At 44.0% G+C, this 23396-nt stretch carries 20 protein-coding genes; 11 read left to right on the top strand and 9 right to left on the bottom strand.

Annotation, left to right across the window (positions count from 1 at the left end):
* The first annotated feature begins 275 nt into the window (after positions 1–275).
* Positions 276–3218 (top strand): DNA gyrase/topoisomerase IV subunit A, encoded by a 2943-nt coding sequence (locus VRU48_RS08880; RefSeq protein WP_330107567.1) that lies wholly within the window; start codon positions 276–278, stop codon positions 3216–3218.
* A gap of 38 nt (positions 3219–3256) precedes the next feature.
* Here VRU48_RS08880 and VRU48_RS08875 read toward each other — a convergent pair whose 3' ends face one another.
* Positions 3257–4654 carry a hypothetical protein gene (locus tag VRU48_RS08875; RefSeq protein WP_330107566.1) on the bottom strand — a complete coding sequence of 466 codons (1398 nt, stop codon included), beginning with the start codon at positions 4652–4654 and terminating at the stop codon, positions 3257–3259.
* A gap of 236 nt (positions 4655–4890) precedes the next feature.
* Positions 4891–5091 carry a hypothetical protein gene (locus VRU48_RS08870; RefSeq protein ID WP_330107565.1) on the bottom strand — a complete coding sequence of 67 codons (201 nt, stop codon included), beginning with the start codon at positions 5089–5091 and terminating at the stop codon, positions 4891–4893.
* A gap of 453 nt (positions 5092–5544) precedes the next feature.
* Between VRU48_RS08870 and pnuC the strand changes: the two genes are divergently transcribed.
* Positions 5545–6168 carry a nicotinamide riboside transporter PnuC gene (pnuC, locus tag VRU48_RS08865; protein ID WP_330107564.1) on the top strand — a complete coding sequence of 208 codons (624 nt, stop codon included), beginning with the start codon at positions 5545–5547 and terminating at the stop codon, positions 6166–6168.
* A complete protein-coding gene (locus VRU48_RS08860) occupies positions 6168–7256 on the top strand; it encodes an acyl-CoA dehydrogenase family protein (RefSeq protein WP_330107563.1) in 1089 nt (362 codons plus the stop codon). The genes pnuC and VRU48_RS08860 overlap by 1 nt, the downstream gene beginning before the upstream one ends.
* Before the next feature lie 50 nt (positions 7257–7306).
* Here the strand turns inward: VRU48_RS08860 and VRU48_RS08855 are convergent, their stop codons facing one another.
* Entirely contained in the window at positions 7307–8350 is a 1044-nt protein-coding gene (locus VRU48_RS08855; protein WP_330107562.1) for a hypothetical protein, read from the bottom strand.
* A gap of 297 nt (positions 8351–8647) precedes the next feature.
* On the opposite strand from VRU48_RS08855, the gene VRU48_RS08850 reads away from it, so the two are divergent.
* The 3 genes from VRU48_RS08850 (at position 8648) to VRU48_RS08840 (ending at position 13518) form a co-directional block, all read left to right on the top strand.
* On the top strand, positions 8648–10945 hold the full coding sequence (locus VRU48_RS08850; RefSeq protein ID WP_330107561.1) for a TonB-dependent receptor: 2298 nt from the start codon (positions 8648–8650) through the stop codon (positions 10943–10945).
* Between the two features lie 21 nt (positions 10946–10966).
* Positions 10967–12022 carry an HmuY family protein gene (locus VRU48_RS08845; protein ID WP_330107560.1) on the top strand — a complete coding sequence of 352 codons (1056 nt, stop codon included), beginning with the start codon at positions 10967–10969 and terminating at the stop codon, positions 12020–12022.
* Positions 12023–12204: 182 nt separating this feature from the next.
* Entirely contained in the window at positions 12205–13518 is a 1314-nt protein-coding gene (locus VRU48_RS08840; protein WP_330107559.1) for a Gfo/Idh/MocA family protein, read from the top strand.
* Between the two features lie 360 nt (positions 13519–13878).
* On the opposite strand, the gene VRU48_RS08835 is transcribed toward VRU48_RS08840, so the two are convergent.
* From VRU48_RS08835 to VRU48_RS08825, 3 genes are all read right to left on the bottom strand, one after another.
* The gene (locus VRU48_RS08835) at positions 13879–14763 is read right to left on the bottom strand and encodes an RsmD family RNA methyltransferase (RefSeq protein WP_330107558.1); all 885 of its coding nucleotides are present in this window, start codon (positions 14761–14763) and stop codon (positions 13879–13881) included.
* Between the two features lie 80 nt (positions 14764–14843).
* Positions 14844–15596 (bottom strand): ABC transporter ATP-binding protein, encoded by a 753-nt coding sequence (locus tag VRU48_RS08830; RefSeq protein ID WP_330107557.1) that lies wholly within the window; start codon positions 15594–15596, stop codon positions 14844–14846.
* A complete protein-coding gene (locus tag VRU48_RS08825) occupies positions 15593–16327 on the bottom strand; it encodes an MlaE family ABC transporter permease (protein ID WP_199140594.1) in 735 nt (244 codons plus the stop codon). Before VRU48_RS08825 ends, VRU48_RS08830 begins: the two co-directional genes overlap by 4 nt.
* A 140-nt stretch (positions 16328–16467) precedes the next feature.
* On the opposite strand from VRU48_RS08825, the gene VRU48_RS08820 reads away from it, so the two are divergent.
* From VRU48_RS08820 to ispG, 5 genes are all read left to right on the top strand, one after another.
* The gene (locus VRU48_RS08820; protein WP_330107556.1) at positions 16468–17166 is read left to right on the top strand and encodes an SDR family NAD(P)-dependent oxidoreductase; all 699 of its coding nucleotides are present in this window, start codon (positions 16468–16470) and stop codon (positions 17164–17166) included.
* Between the two features lie 8 nt (positions 17167–17174).
* A complete protein-coding gene (locus tag VRU48_RS08815) occupies positions 17175–17849 on the top strand; it encodes a PspC domain-containing protein (RefSeq protein ID WP_330107555.1) in 675 nt (224 codons plus the stop codon).
* 86 nt (positions 17850–17935) lie between these two features.
* Complete coding sequence (locus VRU48_RS08810) at positions 17936–18898, top strand: toast rack family protein (protein ID WP_330107554.1); 963 nt, start codon at positions 17936–17938, stop codon at positions 18896–18898.
* Positions 18899–18962: 64 nt separating this feature from the next.
* A complete protein-coding gene (locus tag VRU48_RS08805; RefSeq protein ID WP_330107553.1) occupies positions 18963–19565 on the top strand; it encodes an RDD family protein in 603 nt (200 codons plus the stop codon).
* Positions 19566–19929: 364 nt separating this feature from the next.
* Positions 19930–21942, top strand: coding sequence for a (E)-4-hydroxy-3-methylbut-2-enyl-diphosphate synthase (gene ispG / locus VRU48_RS08800; RefSeq protein WP_330107552.1), 2013 nt, complete (start codon positions 19930–19932; stop codon positions 21940–21942).
* Positions 21943–21957: 15 nt separating this feature from the next.
* On the opposite strand, the gene VRU48_RS08795 is transcribed toward ispG, so the two are convergent.
* From VRU48_RS08795 to VRU48_RS08785, 3 genes are all read right to left on the bottom strand, one after another.
* Positions 21958–22380, bottom strand: a complete 423-nt coding sequence (locus VRU48_RS08795; RefSeq protein ID WP_330107551.1) for a secondary thiamine-phosphate synthase enzyme YjbQ — start codon at positions 22378–22380, stop codon at positions 21958–21960.
* Positions 22381–22384: 4 nt separating this feature from the next.
* Positions 22385–22714, bottom strand: coding sequence for a cupin domain-containing protein (locus VRU48_RS08790; protein ID WP_330107550.1), 330 nt, complete (start codon positions 22712–22714; stop codon positions 22385–22387).
* Between the two features lie 84 nt (positions 22715–22798).
* Positions 22799–23359 (bottom strand): hypothetical protein, encoded by a 561-nt coding sequence (locus VRU48_RS08785; RefSeq protein ID WP_330107549.1) that lies wholly within the window; start codon positions 23357–23359, stop codon positions 22799–22801.
* Between the last annotated feature and the right edge of the window lie 37 nt (positions 23360–23396).

The raw sequence follows: 23396 nt of genomic DNA, 5'->3' as shown, positions 1-23396 counted from the left end.
ATAAACTGTCAACCGAAAACTGCCCACTGAAAATTGTTTAATTGCCAAATTGTCGACTAACGCACAACCTACTTTAGTCTTTGGTCTTTCTGCTTTAGTCTTTAATCAACCATCCGCCGCTAATCCATTCCAATCTATGGACTATGGACTATGGACTATCGACTATCAACTATGGACCACCACCCATGCCTTCCCACCAAGACTTGTTTAAAACTTATCGCTCAAAATCCCGTCACAAGCCTTATATTTACGCATCCCAAATACTTTTATAGCGAATGAGTGACGAATTAGAAAACCTAAACGAAGCTAACCTGCCCGAAGAAACCGAGAACAAACATACCGTAACGCCTATTAACGGGCTTTACGAGAATTGGTTCCTGGACTATGCCTCTTATGTAATTTTGGATAGGGCGGTGCCGCATATACACGACGGGCTCAAGCCTGTGCAGCGCCGTATCATGCACTCGCTCAAGGAGATGGATGATGGACGCTTCAACAAAGCGGCCAACGTTATTGGGAATACCATGAAGTACCACCCGCATGGCGATGCCTCTATTGGCGATGCCATGGTACAGATCGGACAAAAAGATTTGCTCATCGATTGTCAGGGAAACTGGGGCGATCCGGTAACCGGCGATAGCGCGGCCGCGCCACGTTACATCGAAGCCCGTCTTTCCAAATTTGCCAACGAAGTAGTTTTTAATCCGGATACCACCGATTGGCAACTGAGTTACGATGGCCGTAACAGTGAGCCGATTACCCTGCCGGTTAAATTTCCCTTGCTATTGGCTCAAGGCGCCGAAGGTATTGCCGTAGGTTTGGCTACCAAGGTAATGCCCCACAACTTTGTGGAGCTATTGGATGCTTCTATCGAAGTGCTTAAAGGCAACAAAACCAATATCCTGCCCGATTTCTTTACCGGGGGTATGGCCGATTTTTCCAACTACAACGAAGGGATGCGCGGTGGCAAGATCAGGGTGCGCGCCAAAATCACTGAAAAAGACAAGAAAACCCTCGTTATTTCAGAAATTCCATACAGTACCACAACAGGTTCTGTAATTGATAGCATCTTGGCAGCCAATGATAAAGGCAAGATCAAGATCAAAAAGATTGAAGACAATACTGCCCAAAACGTAGAAATCGTAGTGCAATTGGCGCCAGGCATTTCGCCCGATGTAACCATCGATGCCTTGTATGCCTTTACGGCCTGCGAAGTTTCCATATCGCCAAACACCTGTATCATTAAGGATGAGAAACCTCAGTTTTTGAGCGTGAACGATATTTTGGCGCAAAACACGATGCACACCAAGGCCTTGTTAAAGCGCGAACTCGAAATCCGTTTGCACGAACTGCAAGAGAAGATTTTCTTCAGCTCCTTGCTCAAAATCTTCATCCAGGAAGGCATGTACAAAAATGCTGACTACGAAAATGCCAGCGATTTTGAAGTCGTAGTTACGGTATTGAACCTTTTGTTCGATCCGTTTAAGCCTTCGCTGTACCGCGAAATTTTGCCTGAGGACTTCAAAAAGCTGATTGATAAGCCGATGAGCAGCATTACCCGCTTCGACGTGAAAAAAGCCGATGAAGCGATGAAAGCGCTGGAAGATGAGATCAAGGTGGTAAAAGGACATTTGCGTCACCTAACCGATTATGCCATAGCCTGGTTTCAAAAGCTGAAAGACAAATACAGCAAAGGCCGCGAACGTAAAACCGAAATCCGCCTGTTCGATAAGGTAGAAGCTTCTAAGGTAGCCTTGGCCAACGTCAAGTTGTACATGAACCGTGAAGACGGATTTATTGGAACAGGTTTGCGCAAGGATGAGTTTGTAGCCGATTGCTCCGATATCGACGAAATCATCGTTTTTAGGGAAGACGGCAAGTTTACCGTAACCAAGGTGGCCGATAAAACCTTTGTGGGCAAAGGCATTATTCACGCCCAGGTTTTCAAAAAGAACGACGAACGTACCGTGTACAATCTCATTTATAAAGATGGGGCAAGCGGCACCAATTACGTGAAGCGTTTTGCGGTATTGGGCGTTACCCGCGATAAGGAATACGACCTGACCAAAGGAGGCAAGGGCTCAAAGGTTTTATATTTTACAGCCAATCCGAATGGCGAGGCCGAAATTGTTACCGTACAGCTGAAGCCACATTCTAAACTCAAAAAACTGCAATTTGACCTCGATTTTGCCGAACTGGCCATTAAAGGTCGCGGATCGATGGGTAACATTGTGTCTAAATATCCAGTTAAAAAAGTATTGCTCAAAAGCAAAGGGGTTTCTACTTTATCGGGACTTAAGATTTGGTACGACGATTTGTTGAAGCGTCTAAATGTTGATGGCCGAGGCAAGTATTTGGGTGAATTTGATGGCGATGATAAAATCCTTCAGGTAAATGCGGCTGGTTGGTACGAATTGACCTCGTTCGATTTGAGTAATCACTTCGATCCGGGTATTGTGCTCATGCAAAAACACGATCCAGAAAGGGTATATGGTTTGGTACATTACGATACCAAGGCCAAAAACTATTTTGTAAAGCGATTTGTATTTGAAATGCAGCCTGCAGGCAAAGAAGTCACCATTATTAGCGAAGAGCCGGGTTCAAAAATGATTTTCATTACCGGCAAACCCGATGCGCAGGTGCAGATCGATGTAGAGAAAGGCAAATCGAAAACGCCTGAAACCTTGGTGGTTGATTTGGCCGGACTGATTGATGTAAAAGGCATGAAAGCCAATGGCAATCGCCTCTCGCAACACGAAGTGAAAAGCGTTAACCTGGTTGACGCAGAATCAGAAATCGGTACCGAACTGATAGAAAATACACCGGCAGAAGAGCAGGAAACAACCGAAATTGAAACAGCTACAGACGCAGACGTTGCAACGAATGAAGCGGCTACAGAAGATACGGCAGCGGAAACGACTATTGAAAAAGTGGCACCAGAAGCAGAAGAAGCCGTTGAAGCGCCTGCTACCGAAGAAGTTCAAGCCACTGAAGCAACGCCGGTAACACCTAAGAAAAAGCCGCTGTTTAAAGCTGAGCCACCTAAAGAGAAACCGGTTGTAGAAAAGGCGCCTGTTCAAAAAGAAGAGGCCAAGCCAGCACCAGCAGCCGAAGAAAAACCAGTAGAAGAAGCCAAACCGGCCAAAAAGATAGACCTGGAAATCACCAACCCCGACGATATCAAAATTGACGATAAAGGTCAGCTGGGATTTTTCTAGCACCAACAAAAAAGCCGATGTTAAATCGGCTTTTTTGTTTATAGTGTTTTGTTCAGCATCTTTTGCAACTCCTTTTCAAATCTTTGTTTCATGTCGCCCTGGTTTTCTTCACTGGCTTTTGTGATGGCCAGTTTTTGGGTTGCCGTAGCTTCGTTATAAATGCCCATGGCGTAATAAATATGTGCCAGGGTATCGAAATAGTTTGCCTGCGGACTAAGAGTAATTGATCTTTTGCTCCAAATTAGGGCCTTCGATAAGTGGTTGAGGTCTTTGGTGCCTAACTCATAAAAACTATAAGCCGCATTGTTGAGCTGGTTTGCATAAGTTGACCCCATACCGGTAACCGTTGCGTAGGTTTCTGTTCTTTTCGTGATTTTTGAATTTGGAAGCTTCATAAGGCTGTCCACCTGCTCCCTGGTCAATTTATACTTTGGATCTGGGGTGGTCCGTTTTGCCCGCGCCAACATTTCTTCTTTGTTTCTTTCTTCAATTTTTTTGATCGAATCGGCACTTACAGTCATATAAAACCTGTCATAATAGTTTTTGGCATTTCTGAAGTATTGCGCAGTATCATTAATAGACCTGTAGAAGTTCATGATTTCATATTCATAAGACTGCGCGCCTTGTACATAGTTTTTGCCCCAGGTATTTCTCATAAAATTGGCAACTACTTGTGCCTTTTGTATGTTTTTGGTTTTAATGGCTACATTTAAAGTGTTGGCCTTGAGGTTGGCATTAATGGCCTGTCTTTTCTCCAGTGGCTCATGCTTATAAATGCTATCCACGATTTTGTAATTGGTTCGGCTAAATTTGTAGGCATTTCCGTCTAAATAGGGGCCGGCTTCCAATATGTAGAGAACGGTTTGGTAATTGTTGAAATCCGAAATCGTTAAGAGGTTTACATAGTCCTCAATCAAATCGGCATTGTCGTTCATGCCTTGTTTCTTTCTGGCATCTATGTAGGCTTTTAAAGCATTGATGTCTTTTTTGTTGGCTAAATATTCTTTCTCGTAAACGGTAAGGGTTTTTTGCGTAGAGGCGTTTAGCGCATTGTTTACCATGTTCACATACTTGAACTTGACAGGGGCCGACCCGTAATCGGTAAAGAACAGTTCCCGGTCGGGATGCATGAATATAAAAGCCGGAAACTTGTTGATGGTCGAATATTTTTTTCGCAACGCTTGTGCCTCCGTATCAGCAAATGGAAGTTTTATGGAAACGAAATTCTTGTTGAAAAGTTCAACAACTTCCGGATCGGCCAAACCAGCAATCTGGTTATGGGCATCGCTTGGCGTTTCAATAAGGATAAAAAGCGGTTTCTTCTTTTTGGTGGCTATTTTAACGGCCTCGTCCATGTTTTTGACAAAGTCGATTTGTTGGGCTTTAGCATTAATAGCAATGCAAAGCAAGAGTATTAATTTAAATAGATTCTTCATGTTTTCGGTACCTGATTTAAATATAAGGCAAAATTGATTAATTAGATATTAAAATAAATAATAAGAACTTTTACTTTATGTTTTGCCAATTCAAAGGGTTGCTGTTCGGCTGTGTAAGCGCTAGCCAATCGCTTGGTTTAGGTTGCATTGTTTTGAAAGGGTAAAGACCGAGGGAAGAATAAGGCGGATTTTACAAAAGAGGTCGGGTTTATTGGCCCGACCTTTTTTTATTATATTTAATAGTAGTAGCATTGAACAGGTTTGCAGGCACCATTAGGTTCGTCGCATTCCCAGCCTACGCCAATGCCACCTGGTCCGTAAGGGTCGGGACATGGAGGTCCACAAACATAGCCTTCTTCGCAACGGTGATAGCCACCATTGATTTTTTTCAATTCTTTTCTGTCTAGGGCTTTCCCTAAGCTTTTTAGTTTTTTCATATTTTTAGGTTTGATTAATAGGATAGTAATAAATATAACAATAATTTGTAAATATTTAATCTTCAATATTTTATCATGCTCAATCGTTTGTTGGGTGAGAGCCCATCACAAATCCTGCGTCCTTTGCGGTTAAGCGGGAACCGTTTGAAAGTATCGACCTCAAACTGCGAACTGATATTAATTGTTTATATTTGGCCTACTCAAAGGGGTGCTGTTCGGTTGTGTAAGCCCTTACCAACCGCTCGGCTGAGATTATACCCATTTTGAAAGGCTAAGGCCGAAGAAAGAAAGGTGGAAGGTAAATTCCCTCTGCCTTTTAACCCTCCACCTTCAACCTTTCAAATGCACCTGATTCGGGTAATGCCGACGTAGGGAAGAGGTTATTTACAATGCTGTTTCGCCCTGAAAGCAGTTTTCCATTAATTTTAAGCTGTAAAAGGCATTGTGTTGTAAATGAATTTTCAAGACTGGTTCGTGCTGTTCAAAAACCAAATTGCACATACCCCAATTATCGAATGGCTGGCGGTTGGCTTTGGTGTTTCAGAAGTTTTATTGGCCAAGAAGAACAGCATCTGGCTCTATCCAACGGGGATTATTTCTATCCTCTTGTCAATGTTTTTATTGTTCAACGCAAATTTATATGCCGAAACGTTGCTTAGCCTCTATTATTTGGTCATGAGCGTTTATGGCTGGGTTGTTTGGAAAGAAAGACATGCCGGCAAAGAAATCCAAGTTTCTTGGACAACGAACAGGGAAATGTCTATCGCTTTTCTCATTTCGGGACTCGGTTTCATCATCCTTTACCTTACGCTGAGGCACTTTACCGATTCGGATGTACCGGTTTGGGATGCCTTTGTTTCTTCAACGGCTTGGGCTGGCATGTGGCTTTTGGCGCGTCGCAAGATAGAAAACTGGGTTTTTCTCAACATTTCGAATATTGTGGCCATTCCGCTGCTCATCCATAAAAAACTGGCCCTGATGGCCGTACTTACACTTATCCTTTTTATCGTGGCCATCTTTGGTTATTTCGACTGGAAGAAAATCTACGACAAAAGCAAACTCAATCCTGCCTCTTAATGGAAAACCTACTCAACCCGGTTTGGAAAGAAACCATTAAAAAATATGCGCCATTGGCCGAAGCCGCTGGAGAACTACAACCAGAAATTTTGGAGATCATTTACCGGGAGCAATGGTTCAAGTTGTTTGTGCCAGAGGCTTATGGCGGACCAGGCAAGAAATTGCCGGAAATTTTAAGATTGGAAGAAGAACTGGCCAGCACAGATGGCAGCTTGGCCTGGACGGTTACCCTTTGCAGTGGCGCCGCCTGGTTTGCAGGTTTTCTCGATCCGGCATTGGCCGCCGAAGTATTTGCTCATCGCGAAGTCTGTTTTGCAGGCAGTGGTGCGGTAGGAGGTACAGCCGTTAAAACCCCAAATGGTTATTTGATTAATGGCAACTGGAAATATGCCAGCGGAGCCCTGCATGCCACCATATTTACGGCAAACTGTGCACTGCAACATGAAGATGGAACAGCTCAGCTCGACGAGAACAACGAACCCATCATCAAGTCTTTTATCCTGAAGAAAGAAGAAGTAAATATTTTGCCCGGTTGGTCTTATTTCGGACTGGTAGCTACCGGAAGCCACGCCTTTGAGGTGGTTAATGTCGAAATTCCTGCCAACAGGTCTTTCAAAATCAACAACGATATTAAGGTGGCCGATCAGGGTTTTGATTATCCTTTTTTGCAACTGGCCGAAACAACGCTCGTGGTTAATAATTTGGGCATAGCTAACCATTTTATAGAGCTAGTGGAAGAATATTTTTACCAACGCTCGGGATTAAAGCGGTTTAATGAAGAGCAGGTTGCCTTTTTTAAGACAGAGCTGGCCCGTTGCAAGACAGAAATAGCGACTTTGCGCACGGCATTTTATGAAGCTTTCGACGAAACCTGGAACCAGCTGATCCAAAATGGGGAAATAACCGCAAGTAGTTTGAACGAAGTGAGCAGGTTGAGCCGCGAACTGGCCCATGTAGCTCGTATCAACGTAGATGGACTTTATCCTTACTGTGGCTTGGAGGCGGCCAAAAAAGACAGCGAGATCAACAGGGTTTGGCGCGATATCCATACGGCAAGCCAACACGCCTTGCTGACGTTCAGGTTTTAAATCAAGTTATAGGCAACAAAAAAGGCGACCAATTGGTCGCCTTTTTCATATTATTGATATTGGATGTAAATCGGTTTTGGTTTAAGCTTCATCAGCTCTTCCGGAGTCATCAAGCGGTTTGGCGCTTTTTTAAGATCGTTTTTGTAAAACAATTTAAAGCCTGTAAACTGTACGGGTTCGCCATAAATAAAGTGGCGGTAAGTGCCCAGTTTCAAATCAGGTTCGCCCCAACCATCCATGTGCATCACAATTTGTACTTCTGGCCTTAATTTGATGTTTTGGTAGTTGGTTACCATCTTTTTGGTAAAACGGTGTACGGTTAGCACTTTTGGAGGCAGGTTGTATTTTTTCACGATATCGGCCAGGTATTGGCTCACATAGTTGATATCGGCGGCATCATAGGTGCCGATTTTTTTGCCAGGCAAAGAACCGTCTTTCATCGAAAACTCAGGATCAATACCCAAGTGTACTTGAGGAAGTTCCAAATATTTTTCAATATGTGGCAATTCGGATTTGATATTGCTTAATGCCACCTGCAAATCTAAAAATACGATGGTATTTGGTTGCATTTTGGCAATTTTCAATACCGAATCGATCTGCTTATTGCCCATGCGGTTGATGTATTTGCCGTCTTTGCCTGCGGTGCCGCTGGCTACTGCTGCAATGTAGTGCAAGCCAACCTGTACCGGTGTGCTCGGATCTACTTTTTGCCAATGTTTGACTTCGGCATTTAAACGTTGCCACATTTCTTTGGGCGGATATTCGCCCAAGGCGCCCATTTTTTTCGAATGCAGGTTGCCATAATAAACCACAATACGTTTAAAAGGCAGGATGGCGCCGGCTAGGGGATAAGGCTGATTTTTTACAGGCCATTTGCCGGTTGTATCGCCATTGGCCAATTTAGCCACTAATTCGTTGTATTTAGCTGTATCAACAGGGGTACGCGGCGTTTCTTCTTCAACTTTGGTCGAATCGGCTTTTGCCGACTTGGCTGTTTTGCCATCGGTTTTTTTGGCATCAGAAGTGCAATAAGCGAAAGTACTTACTGTGGCTGCACCTAAAAGCAGTACACCTGCAATGTGAGTTAGTTTCATACGTAATAAGACTATTTTTTAAGGGTTAGCTGTAACCTTTTTGTTATGGGTTTTCCAGTTTTGCCAAAAGTACATCAATTAATCGGGCAATTGCACGATAATTATCAACAGATTAACAATTGTTGCATTTTAAAATTGGCTGAGCTTTCCGAACCCTTTACAATAATAGCATTCTTTGGAGAAGAATAAAAATGCTCTTTCCTAGTGGTTTAATAATTCTTTTTTTAAATTATTTGTAATTAGTCTAAATAAGATTTAATATTGCGTCATTATTTGAAATCATTCTAAATAGTGTGCATGAAAAAACTCCTACTCTTTATTTTTCTACTGTCTGCCTCAGCTTTATTTGCACAACAAAAAGAGCAGTTGGTGTATATCAACGGTAAGGTAGTTACCGCCGATGGCCAGCCTGCTTCGGGTCTGCTAGTTGCCCTAAAAGACACCAAAAATATTGCCTTTACCCAAAATGACGGCTCTTTTAAAATCGCATCGCCTGTTGGCAACAAGCAACTGGTTATCAAATCTGGCATTTCAACCATCGAACAAAATATAGCCGTAAGTGCTGGTCAGCTGGTGGTGCCTACCATTATTTTAAAAGAAAAAGCCTACGAATTGAAAGAGGTTGTGGTAACCGCTCAGTATGGGCCACAGTCGATGAAAAGCTCCGTATACAATGTAAAAACCATCAGCGCCGAACGGATTAAGCTCAGGGCGGCCACCAATGTGCAACAGGTGCTGAATACCGAATTGGGCTTTAGGTTCAATAACGATTTAACGCTGGGTACTACCGATGTGGAGCTGATGGGGATGAGTGGGCGTAACATCAAAATATTGCTGGATGGTGTGCCCGTGGTAGACCGTTCGGATGCTAGGGAAAGCCTAAACCAAATCGATATCAACACAGTTGAAAGGATAGAAATTGTAGAAGGCCCCGTTTCTGTGGTTTATGGCACGGATGCATTGGCCGGTGTCATCAACATCATTACCAAAAATGCGGGCAAATCGTTGCTAAACATCTCTGCAAGGGTGCAGGAAGAAACTGCTGGTACCGAATACCAAGCTTTGAAGGGAAGTGGCGTGCACAACCAAAACCTGAGCGCCAGCTGGCAAAACAAGGGCTGGAGCGCTTTGGCCGGATTTAGCCATAACGAATTTGGAGGTTGGAATTTGGCGCCAAAAACGGCATTCACCGACGAAGTAAATGCCGAAACCAATAGATGGAAACCCAAAGAACAGTTTTTGGGAAATACCAAAATCGGCTATAGAAACAATGATTTTAACATTTGGTATCGCTTGGATGGCCTAAAGGAAATCATCGATACCCGCTTGGGCATCAATCCAAACAACTACAAAGGGAAACTGCAAACCTATACCACCAAACGCTATACGCAACAAATCCAGTCGGAATACAGGGTTTCTTCAAAACTCGAATTGAATGCCATTATAGGGTATACCGATTTGCAAAGGGCCACCCGTTCTGTAATCCACGATTATACCAACAACACCGAGCAGCTCACCAGTGATGCTGGCGAACAGGACGTAGCCAAGTTTAAGGCCACCAGCGTTAGGGTAACGGCTCAGTACTTTGCTAGTAAAATGGTTTCGGTACAGCCTGGTTTTGAATATAGCAGGGATGCCGCCAGTGGCCAACGGATCAAAGGCTCGCCAGTGATTAATGACTATGCTTTTTTTGCTTCTTCAGAAATAAGGCCAACCGAGCGCATCAATATCCGTCCGGGATTAAGGTTTATCAAAAACTCGGTTTACGATGCGCCTGCAGTTATTCCTTCCTTAAACACCAAGTTCGGATTGAGCAAAAACTTCGACCTGCGCCTGTCGTATGCCCGTGGCTTCCGCGCACCGGCGTTAAGGGAACTCTACTATAATTTTATCGATGCCAGCCATACCATACTCGGCAACGAAAACCTGAAGGCAGAACAATCGCATAGTTTCAATGCCTCGCTGGTTTGGGCAGGTATCCAAAAAGACAATATGCAGTTCAGGAGCACGGCCACAGGTTTTTACAACCTTTTTACCAATAGGATTGATTATGGCATAGATCCGGCAAATTCGTCGGTTACTACCTTAATTAATGTATCGAGGTACAAAACTATAGGCACTACGATAGACAACGTTTTTATTTGGGATAACCTGCAGGTCAATTTGGGTTTCTCCTACATCGGCAGGTACAACAGGCTGATTGAAGAGCCGACTTTGAACGTACCTGAGTTCATGTGGGCACCTGAACTGAACGGCAATGCGACCTACAATTTCCCGAAAATCAATGGAAGCGTAAGTTTCTTCTACAAATACACAGGGAAAAGGCCTGGTTACGAAGCTGTAACGGTAAACGGCATACCAACAGCCCGGCTGATGAAAATCGGCGATTTTAGCTGGGCAGACCTGATGCTGAACAAAAACATTTACAAATACCTTACCATCAACGTGGGTGTCAAAAATCTGTTTGATGTAACCCAACTCACCAATACCTCAACGGCAAGCGGAGGCGCACATAGCAGCGGTGGCGCTACTGTGCCTTACAGCTATGGCCGTTCGTATGTGCTGGGCTTAACCTTTAACTGGAATAAAAACTAAAACTCAAATTAAATAAAAAAGATGATGAATAGATTTAAATCAATGCTGGCCCTTGGTGTAGCAGTAACTGTTTTGGCCGCTTGTAGCAAAGACAAAGACCAACCGATTGTAGTTCCGCCACCATCAGATGGAAGCACTTTAACCCTGAATGGCTTAATCGGGGCAGAAGCCGGAAGCAGTGCCGGTAACAGCGTTTATGTAGATTTTAGTGCCAACAAACAGACTGCCGTAGACAGAGACAGCTGGGATTTGGGCTTTTATTCGGGCGCAGATTTTAAGGTGATTTTAAATGCAACCAACGGTTCATCGGTTATCAAAGTTGAAAAAACCGACTTGAATGCCGTTACAGCGGCCGATTTCGATCCAAATAACCTCAAAGTTGGTCAAGGTGGTGGTACTTTTGCTTTGATCGATGATCCGAGGGAGGCCAATATCCTCAATAAAACAGCTATTGGGGTAGTATCTGCTACCGATGCCGAGAACAAGGTTTACATTGTAAACAGAAAAGGCGGTGCCAACAATGTATTGGCTACAACCGATTTGTTCAAAATCAGAATCCTGAGAAAAGGAACCGGCTATACCTTACAATATGCCAAAGTTGGCGATGCCACCTTCAAAACCTTGGATATCGCTAAAAATACGGCCGCTAATTTCCAATTCGCTTCCTTGGTTAAAGGCGCAGCGGTAAGCGTTGAACCAGAAAGAGCAAGTTGGGATATTGTTTGGGGCTATAGCATGTACTACACAGCTACTTTCCCTTATGCCTTCTCTGATTTGGTATTCATCAATAACCTAGGCGGCGTTACGGCGGCGGCGGTTGCTACCAGCAGCAAAACCTATGCAGCCTTTGGCGAAGCCGATGTAGCCAGCGTTACTTTCTCTAATGCCAGAGACATTATTGGTTCTACCTGGAGAAATACAACTGGAGCAGCTATTGGCGTAAAAACCGATATTTTCTATGTAGTTAAAGACAGCGCTGGCAATGTTTACAAACTGAAGTTCAACAGCTTCATTTCAAACGATGGTGGCGAGCGTGGCAAACCGGTTATCGAGTACAAATTGGTTAAAAAAGGATAGATATTTTCGTTCTCGATAAATATTAGTTAATAGTTTATTGTTTTGTTTAGAAGTTGGCTTTCGGTTTTCCGGAGGCCTTCTTCTTTTTATGCCTAAAATGAATTTAATTTGGAGAAATGCAGCATAGGCTTGCCAAAATCCATAATCATTTATTATCTTAACTTCATAATCTATAACTACTTATGAAACGCAGAACATTTATTCATGCTGGCTCCTTGTTTTTGGCAAGTACCGGGCTGGCAAACCTGTTGCCATTGAACTCTTTTTCGATGGGGCAAAACAAATCCGACAAAATCCGTATCGGTGTAATTGGCATTAATGGCATGGGCTGGTCAAATTTAACAGCCTTGCTTAAAGACCCCAGGGCGCAATGTGTGACGCTTTGCGATGTAGACCAAAATGTGCTCGATAAAAGAGTGGCCGAACTGGCCAAGAGCAATATTACGGTAAGCACTACTAACGATTATCAAAAAATACTCGAGAACAAGGATATTGATGCCGTGGTAATTGGTACGCCAGACCACTGGCATTGTAAAATAACGGTCGATGCGCTTGCCGCTGGTAAAGATGTTTACGTAGAAAAGCCCGCGGGCAATTCCATCGCCGAATGCAACGAAATGGTGGCCGCGCAGCAACGCTACAATAAAGTAGTACAAGTTGGACAATGGCAGCGCAGCCAGAAGCATTTTGCCGATGCCATAGCCTATGTGCATTCGGGCAAGCTTGGCAATGTCCGTTTGGTTAAAGCCTGGGCCTATCAAGGCTGGATGAAAGCCATACCCGTGGCCAGCGATACTGCGGTTCCAACAGGAGTTGATTACAACAAATGGCTCGGACCAGCTACCATGAGGCCTTTTAACCCCAATCGTTTTCACTTTAATTTCAGGTGGTTTTGGGATTATGCAGGTGGCCTCATGACCGATTGGGGCGTACACATGATAGATTATGCACTGCTGGGCATGAAAGCTACCACACCTAAAAGCATTGTGGCATCAGGCGGAAAATTTGCCTATCCCGACGATGCTTCCGAAACGCCAGATACGCTGACCGCCATTTACGAATTTAATGGATTCAATTTGCAATGGGAACATGCAACGGGTATTGACGATGGTCCTTATGGCCGAACCCATGGCGTGGCGTTTATTGGCAACAACGGTACTTTGGTGCTTAATCGCCAGGGTTGGGAAGTTATTCCGGAGAAAGATGGTGGTAAAGACAAAATAGAGGCTGTTCCTTTGCAAAAATCGGTAGACAATGGCTTGCAATTGCATACTCGAAATTTTTTGGATGTTATACAATCCCGAAAAATGGAAGATTTAAAGGCTCCGATACAGGCAGGCGCGCACGTGGCCAACATCTGCCAAATGGGTAATATCGCCTATCGTACCGGCAAGAAAATATATTGGGACGCATCAAAAGGCAGATTTACAGACGGCACAGCCAACAAATATTTGGCCGCACAATACCATAATGGCTATAAAATGCCGAAGGTATAGTTGGCAGTTTTCGGTTAATTATTCAGCAATGGCAACAATTTAACAATGGCTACATTTTCAGTTAACGGTTAATTATCGAATCAATAGCAATTCCCCTCCCCTGGAGGGGTGCCCAAAAGGCGGAGTGGTCAGCAATTGAACAATCTGTGTAAGGACTAAAGCGGAAAGACCAAAGCTTAAAGCTGATTACCTGCTACGCAACAATTCAACCATTTAACAATAATAACAATTTTCAATTGGCGGTTTTCAGTTGGCAGTTAATATTCAACAATAACAACAATTCAACCATGCTAGCAATTGAACAATGCCTAATCAGCTAATGAACCAATGAACTAATGAGCCAATAAACTAATGAACCAATTATTTGAACTTGTTGAATTTACCAAACACGCCCAATGGCAGCTTAATGCCCGAAGTGGCTTGCAGGTAAAGTTCTCCGGTTTCGAGGTTTTGTACTTTTGGAAAAGAAGTTTTGATAAGGTTTTCTACAATCACCGAAGAAAATCCCAAAGAGTAGGTATTCAGGATGAGGAAGTGTTCTTCTTCATCCAATAGCTGTACTACATCTTGCATCATTTCCTGGATATGATCTTCCAGTTTCCATTTCTCGCCGTTGGGGCCGTGGCCATAAGCTGGTGGGTCTAAGATAATGCCGTTGTATTTTTTGCCACGTTTCAGTTCGCGCTTTACAAATTTCAAGGCATCTTCTACCACCCAACGGATATCTTTAAGTTGCGAAAGCTCCTGGTTTTCGTTGGCCCAGTTCACCACCTGTTTAATCGAATCGACATGGGTGGTATCGGCACCGGCTGCTTTGGCTACCAATGAGGCTGCACCGGTATAGGCAAACAAGTTCAGTACTTTGGGCGTAGGGGTTTTGAATTTTTTGATGGACGAAGAAATGTAATCCCAATTTACGGCCTGTTCCGGAAAAACACCTACATGTTTAAAAGAGGTAAGGCCCAGGCGCAAATTAATGCTGATTTCGTCGTTTTTGTAATTGACGTTCCAGCGGTCCGGAATATTGCGGTCGTTTTTAAGCCATTCGCCGGTTGTGGCCGAACGTCCTTTAAAATTGATATGCGTCTTTTTTTTCCACTCTTGTGGCGATAAAACTTTTTTCCAAACCGCTTGTGGCTCCGGACGAGAAAGCACCAGGTTGCCAAAGCGTTCCAGTTTTTCGAAGTCGCCACAGTCTAACAGCTCGTAGTCTTTCCAGTGGGTTGGGGTCAGCAGCTTTATCATTATAGGTGTTGAAATATTGAAATGTTGTAAAGTTGAAATGTGGTAAGGTTAAGGGTTAACTGTAAACCGCCAACCGAAAACTATAATTTATCCTTGGCCGCCTTCATAAATCGGCTGGCAAAAACAAAGTCGTTAAGTTCTTGTATATCCGTTTTGGCAATCTCCTTGTTGGAGCCTTCCCAGAATTTTTTGCCTTCGTGCAAAAAGATAATGTAATCGCCAATACCCATTACCGAGTTCATATCATGGGTAACCACAATAGTCGTGGTATTGTATTCTTCGGTAATTTCCTTGATCAGCTCATCAATAACGATCGAAGTTTTGGGATCTAGGCCTGAGTTGGGTTCGTCGCAAAAAAGATATTTTGGGTTCATGGCAATGGCCCGTGCAATACCCACGCGTTTTTTCATCCCGCCCGAAAGCTCGGCTGGATAAAGTGCGTTTTTGCCTTCCAGGTTTACCCTTTCCAAACAAAAGTTAACACGGTCTAATTTTTCGCTTCTGTCCTGGTCGGTAAACATGTTTAAGGGAAACATGATGTTTTCTTCAACCGTCATCGAATCGAATAGGGCCGAACCCTGAAACAGCATGCCGATTTCTTTCCTGATTTCGATGCGTTCTTCAAAATTAAGCTTAGTAAATTCGCGGTCGTCGTAATATACAGTGCCTTGTTCTGGTTGGTGCAACCCGATCATACATTTGAGCAGGGTGGTTTTGCCGGAGCCAGAGCCGCCAATGATCAGATTGGTAACCCCTTCCTGAAACTTGCCCGAAATTCCTTTGAGTACCTCGTTGTCGCCAAAAGATTTATGGATGTCCTTGATCTCGATCATAATAATAATTGGGTTACAATATAATCACAAGCCAAAATACTGATACAGCTGATTACAACTGCTCTTGTACTGGCCTGGGCTACTTCAAGTGCGCCACCTTTTACGTAAAAACCTTCGTAAGCTGGTACAGAAGTAATGATGAAACCAAAAACAAAGGCCTTAACCAAGGCTACGGTAATGGTATAAGGATTAAAATCGGTGGTAATGCCTTGCATGTATTCGGCTGCGGTAACCGCTCCAGAAAGCGTACCGCCAATGTAACCGCCGGTGATGCTCAAAAACATAGAAATGATAACCAAAACCGGTACCATGGTAATGCCCGCCAATATTTTTGGCAAAATCAAGTAGCCTGGTGCGTTGATGCCCATAATTTCGAGTGCATCGATCTGCTCGGTTACGCGCATGGTGCCTATTTCTGAGGAGATGGCAGAACCGATTTTACCGGCCAATACAATGGCGCTGATGGTTGGACTGAGCTCCAAGATACTCGAATCGCGGTTAACCGAACCAATAATGGTTTTTGGAATCAGGTCGCTTACCAACTGGAAGGCAATCTGCAGGGTCATTACCGCACCAATAAATGTAGAAATAATGCTGATTAGCCCCAAAGAGCCCCTGCCAATAAAATCCATTTCCTGAAAAATAGCCTTGAGGTAGATTTTCATCTTTTCAGGCCTTCTGAACGCTGCCTTGAGCAACAGGATATACTTGCCAAAATTGGTGAAGTTCATTTAATAAATGTAGCTCTAGTGTAAATACAATATTATACAAAGAAACAACAAAAAATGTTCTGCACTTATGTATTTATTAAAAAATATTATTGTTTATCAATATTAATCCTCTTTTTTGTGCTAAAAACATATCCCAGCAGATGAATGCAATTGTGACGGGGGCTACCAAAGGAATTGGCAGAGCCATAGCCCTTAAACTGGCCGACGAAGGCTATAATTTGGCCGTTTGCGCCAGAACAACAAGCGATCTGGAAACATTGCGCGAACAGTTGAGCGCCAAAGGAGTCAAAGTACTGGCCATTCCTACAGACTGCAGCCTTAAAACCGAGGTGATGGCCTTTGCGCAACAGGCAGGCAAGGCCTTTGGAACCATCGATGTACTGGTGAACAACGCCGGAACTTTTTGGCCTGGTAGTTTGTTAGATGAAGAGGACGAGGCCTTCGAACTGCAGCAGCAGCTCAACCTCAACTGTGCCTATTACCTGTCTAAGTTTTTCGGAAGAATGATGCGCGAGCAAAGGCACGGACATATTTTTAACATCTGTTCGGTAGCCAGCACACAGCCCGTAGAAAATGCGGGCAGCTACAGTGTAACAAAAGCGGCGATGCTTAGTCTTAATCATGTATTGCGGAAAGAATTAGCTCAATACCATGTAAAAGTAACGGCAGTTTTGCCAGGCTCTACATTGACGGCCTCTTGGGAAGGTACCACCATCAATCCAGAAAGCTTTGTACAGCCAGACGATATTGCCAGCTCCATCAGCAGCATTTTAAAGCTGAGCACCGGAGTAAACGTTGACGAGCTGATTTTGAAGCCACTGAATTTTAACCATAAATAAAAAGCATCATGGAAAAGAGATTGTACAGAAACGAGCATAACAAGGTTATTGCAGGCGTTTCGTCGGGGTTGGCAGATTATATGCAGGTAGACATCACCATTATTAGGTTATTGTTTGTGCTTTCTACCATTTTTTTAGCGGGAACAGGCCTGTTGGTTTATATCATCATGTGGATTGTGGTTCCGGTAAACAACGACCCGGTAGCCCGCTACAATAAATTCAATGAATTTTATCAAAAAAACCAAGATAATGCTATGTTCAATTCGCCAAATGCCTTTAACAATCCATCAAATGCCGGTGAGCAGACTAAATGGAATACGCCTAATGCAGGCCCAGAGTTTAACAGTCCTTTCGACCAAAATAATTTCAAGCAGTTTGCTAAAAGCAACGATACCGGCCGTACCATTGGTGGTTTGATCCTCCTGATTTTAGGTTTGTACTTCCTGTTAAGACAGTTTGATGTCATTCCGCAGTGGTTCAACATCTTTAAAATCTATAAACTATGGCCTTTGGCAATTGTGGCAGTGGGTATTAGCTTGATTTTTAGGAACCAGCGAAGAACCGAGTGGGATAATTTTAAAAAGACCACCGAAGAAGCCCAACGCAATGCCGAGGCAAAGCCACCGGTTCAGGATGATGTCGCTTCAACAGACAAAAAAGAGCCTGAGCAGCCAGGAGCATAGTCTAAACCAATAAAATAATCAACTATTTACGGCGGGTTTTGTTTAAACGCAAAAAAATACCGTCGACCACTTAAAATCTAAAGAAGATGAAATTTGATAAAGTAATATGGGGCGTGCTGCTATTGTTTATTGGTGGTGTGCTGTTGCTCGACAATTTTAATGTAATTGAATTCTACTGGCGCAACGTTTGGAGTTTTTGGCCAATATTCTTGATCATATTGGGCGTAAACATTCTCTTTAACCGCAACAATTCGCAAACGGGTAGCGTCATTTCATTGGGTATTTTAATCATTGCACTGTGCTTTTTGTTTATAAAAGGGCAGGAGAGGCCAACCCACGGCTTTTGGTGGAGCCACTCGAGAAATGGTGTCGACATCGACATCAACGACGACAACGACCACGATGGCGACTATAGCAAGCTTCATTTTTCAGAACCGCTGATTAGCGCAGATACAGCCAAAAAAACCATCCTGAATATTTCTGGAGGAGGTACTTCTTTCGAACTTAAAGGGCAAACAGACAGCTTGTTTGCTGCCGACGTAAAAAGAAGGTTCGGCAACTTTTCTTTAACCAAAACGACTTCAGACAGTGTAAATACCCTGATTTTTAAAACCCACGATAAAAACAAGAACCAAAGATGGTCTATTGGCGATGGAGGCAACAGCGTAAACGTCTACTTAAATACGGCTCCAGTTTGGCAAATGGACATGAACATGGGAGCCGGCGCAATCGATTTTGATTTAAGCAAATACAAAGTGCGCACCTTGAACTTTGATGGCGGTGCCGCCGAGCTGAAAATCAAGCTAGGCGATTTGCTGCCAATTACCGATGTGAATGTGAAAACCGGCGTAGCCGATGTAAAGGTTCGCATTCCCCAAGGATCGGGTTGCCGCATCAGGACCAAAACCGGCTTGTCGTCAAGGGATTTTACGGGCTTTACCAAAATCAGCGACGGTGTTTACGAAACGCCAAACTACCAATCGTCGACCAAAAAAATATTCATCAATTTTGATGGTGGCTTAAGCAGTTTCGAAGTAGACAGGTATTAACAGCCTTGTAGCTTTACCAAAGGGATTGAGTATATTTGTTGTTCGCAACTTACAGAGAGGTTAAATGCAATATACCGTAGTTATCAATGGCAAGCCAGAAGGACCTTACAGCTTAGCACAACTTAAAGAATTGGCCATCCAGCCAGGCACTTTCGTCAGGAAACCCGGCATGGACGATTATAAGGAAGCTCACGAGTTTGCAGAACTTCGTGAGCTTTTAGGTTTTAGCTACCAGCGTACGGCACCACAGTACTTTGCCTCTTTCGATCAGCGATTAATGGCCTCGGCAATCGATTATTTTTTGCTTACCTGCGTGTATGTGCTGGTGGTTTTTGTGGCCTATCTTTTTATCGAAAACAAGTTTTTTCGCATTGGTACCCTGCTTTTGTTTGTGCCTATTATTCCAATCGCCAAGTTCGTTTACAGCAGCATTGCTGAAGCTTCGGCCAAACAAGCCACCATTGGCAAACGCCTAATGGACATCAAAGTAACCGACCTGATGGGCAGCCGGATTTCGTTCGGTACCTCGTTGGCCAGAAACCTGTTTAAAATATTTTCGGTATTGCCCGCGTTTATAGGCTATCTGTATTGCTTTATGAACAAGAAACAGCAATGTCTGCACGATACCATGGCTAATACATTGGTGATTAAGCAAAGGTTGTTGTAGCGGCAGTTTTCAGTTTTCAGTTAGCAATTGGTGATTCAACAATTTAGCAATCCGTTTAAGACTAAAGCAGAAAGACCAAAGCCTAAAGCTGGTTACCTACTAGGCAACAATTCAACTATGACAGAAAGCACACAATTCAACAATCACAGCAATTTAGCAATCCGTTTAAGACTAAAGCAGAAAGACCAAAGCTTAAAGCCAATTACAAGCTATGCAACAATTTGGCCATATAGCAATTGAACAATAGTAACGGTTGGCAGTTTTTAGTTTGCATCGATATGCAACAATAGCAACAATTTAACAATCCAATAATATAACAATAGGTCAATATAACAATCCAACAGAAAGCCTATCTTTGTACCGCATGCAAAAAGTAGCTCCTATCGATCAATTAGCCGGTGTTTATTGCAATAGTTTAACCCGCTATTCTCGTTTTTTAACCCGAGAAGTGTCTATTGGTAATATTCCTATGGGCGGACTGAACCCGATCCGTATCCAATCCATGACTACAACCGATACCATGGATACCTTGGCTACGGTAGAACAGACCATTCGCATGGTCGAGTCGGGTTGCGAATATGTGCGCATTACGGCGCCGAGTATCAAGGAGGCCGAAAACCTGGCCAATATCAAGAAAGAGTTGCGTGCCCGAGGCTATGACGTGCCTTTGGTGGCCGATATCCACTTTACGCCCAATGCCGCCGAATCGGCCGCTAGGATTGTAGAAAAGGTACGGATCAATCCGGGTAACTATGCCGACAAGAAACGTTTTGAAAACATAGAATATACCGCCGATGCCTATCAGGCAGAGTTGGAACGCATTTATAAAAAGTTTGCGCCTCTGGTTAAAATCTGCAAGGAATATGGCACGGCTATGCGCATTGGAACCAACCACGGTTCGCTGTCAGACCGCATCATGAGCCATTATGGCGATACCCCGAGGGGAATGGTCGAATCAGCGATGGAATTTATCCGCATGTGCGAAGACCTCAACTACTACAACCTGGTCATTTCGATGAAAGCCAGCAATACGCAGGTAATGGTGCAGGCCTATCGCTTGTTGGTCGAAACGATGGTAAAAGAGGGGATGAACTATCCTTTGCACCTGGGCGTTACCGAAGCCGGCGACGGCGAAGATGGGCGCATCAAATCGGCAGTGGGTATTGGCACTTTGCTGGCCGATGGTTTGGGCGATACCATCAGGGTTTCGCTTACCGAAGATCCCGAGTTTGAAGCGCCTGTAGCCAGGGCATTGGCCGATCGTTTTGAAAAGAGAAGTCAACAGTCAGCAGTCGATAGTCAGCAGTCGGAAGAGTTGAACGCCAAACGCGAAACGCTTAACGCTAATCCCGTAACGCCAAACACCCAGCACTTAACCTACAGTCCTTTCGAATATGCACGTCGCGTAACTGCTCCGGTTGGACAAATAGGCGGGCATTTTCATCCCGTTGTGATGGTCGATATCACGCAGCAGAACCTGAAAGACCCGTATTGCTTGGGCCAATTGGGCTATAATTACAGCGCAGGTTTAGACAAGTACAACATTTCTGATCTGGCCTGCGATTTGGTTTACTTGGGCGACGAATTGCCTTCGTTTTCTTTCCCCGGAGGGCTGAAGCAAGTATACAACTATCAAACCTGGCTACAATTAAAAGATAAATACAATTGCCATCCGCTGTTCAGCTGGGAAGAATACCTGCAGGCCGAAACCAAAGACGAAACCCTTAATTTAGTGCGCATCAATGCTGCCAATTTTTCGCCAGCCGATCTGTCGCTTTTACAACCCGCAACCATCATTTTGCTCGAAACTACGCAACCGATGGGCATGCAGGAACAACGCACATTTTTTACGGCTTTGCAAGCCCAAAACTGCCAAGTACCCGTCATCATTAAAAGAACCTATGCCGAGGTAGATGCCGATCAGCTGATGCTTTATGCGGCCAGCGATATGGGTGCCTTGCTAACCGATGGCTTTGGCGATGGCATTTGGATAGATGCACCTCAAAATGAATTAAAACTGATCAATTCGGTAAGTTTTGGCATTTTGCAGGCCACCCGTACCCGTATTTCTAAAACCGAATATATTTCTTGCCCGAGCTGCGGGCGTACCTTGTTCGACTTGCAGGAAACCACTCAATATATCCGTTCGAAAACAGACCACCTCAAAGGCATCAAAATTGCCATTATGGGCTGCATTGTAAACGGCCCAGGCGAAATGGCTGATGCCGATTATGGTTATGTGGGCACTGGACCAGGGAAAATTACGCTTTACCGTGGCAAGGAAGTGGTTAAGAAAAACGTAAATACGCCATCGGCACTCGACGAATTGATCGAAATTATTAGAGAAGACGGCAACTGGATAGAAGTTGAGGGCTAAACAAGCACCCGATAGTTAATTTCCCCAAGCGGTAACCACTACTTTTCTGCTCCCTCCATAATTGCGGTGCTCGCAAAGGTAAATGCCTTGCCAAATGCCAAGCGCTGGTTTGCCATTGCTAATTGGAATTAAAACCGATGCGCCCAATAAAGTCGCTTTGAGGTGGGCAGGCATATCATCGGCACCTTCGTAGTCGTGTTCGTAATCGGGGTCGTTTTCGGGTACGACCTTGTTAAACCACATTTCAAAATCAGCCCTTACTGTTGGATCGGCATTTTCGTTAATGGTTAACGAAGCGGAAGTGTGTTGTATAAAAACCTGCAACATTCCCACCTTTAAATTCCCGATTTCAGGAATTGCCTGTAAAACCTCGTCGGTAATGAGGTGAAAACCCCTTTTGCGAGGCCTTAAACTAAGGACATATTGAAACAACTGCATGGGTTTAGTATTTGAAATCTTCCCTAACCGGACTGAAAATATCCAATAAGGTACAGTCGGTTAAAGCCTTGCCTCCATGAGGTACACCACCCGGAATCAATACAAATTTGCCCGTATCTAAAATTTGGGTTTCGTTGCCCACGGTCATTTCGAACTGGCCTTTCAGCACAAAGGCGCACTGGTGGTGCGGATGGCTATGTATGGGCGAATCGCTACCCGCTTTGATGTCGATAAAATTGATGGTGTTGTGTTCGGTATGGATAAGTTTGGAAAAGAAACCTGGGGTCATTTCCTTGACTTCGATATCGGCAAATTCGCGAAAAATTTCATTCATGGCCTAAAGTTAAGGAAAAAACATTTGGGAAGCATTCCATCGTTTGCTATCTGTCTGTATACAAAATGTCCAAATTCTGCAACATTAATGCATGCAACCGATGTACACTTTCGAATAGAACTTAAATGCTTGTGGATTAATGCGCTTCACGGCAGTTAGGGCGCTGTCGGCTTGCTTTAGCTCGGCATACATGCCGGTAACGAGTGCGATGGTTTTTTGTCGGGCCTCAGCCGAGTAGTAATTCAGGTACTCCAGGCTCAGGCTTTCGGAGGGTATCCTTCTGGGGAAATATTCGCCGGCGTAAATTTCATCTTCATTGTTTTTAGGCAACGAAATGAGGTTTTCTTTTTCGTTATAGGAACGGCCTAACATGTCGATTTGCATATGGAGCGATTTGGCCAATCCCTTCATTTTGAGGTTTAGTTTCGGATAGCTCAAGCCGGTATCGGCCACAACGATATAATAGTTGGCATAGTTGAGCGAATCGTCGGCAATGCTATCGGTCAATTCTTCTTTTTCGATTGGCATGCTCGCTAGGGTTTTGGTCGTGTCGGCCACGGCCACCTTTGCTACTTTGGGTGTTTCCCTACAGGCAAGCAGCAAAAGCACAAGCCATGCCATCAAGTGATATCGACGAATATTCATCTTGCTAAGATACGATTTATCTGTTGCTTTATCAGGT

It is taken from the genome of Pedobacter albus (genome assembly GCF_036324255.1).
In the GTDB taxonomy this organism is placed as follows: domain Bacteria; phylum Bacteroidota; class Bacteroidia; order Sphingobacteriales; family Sphingobacteriaceae; genus Pedobacter; species Pedobacter albus.
Note: the sequence above shows the minus strand (reverse complement) of the source record. Positions and strands in the feature narration are given on the sequence as shown.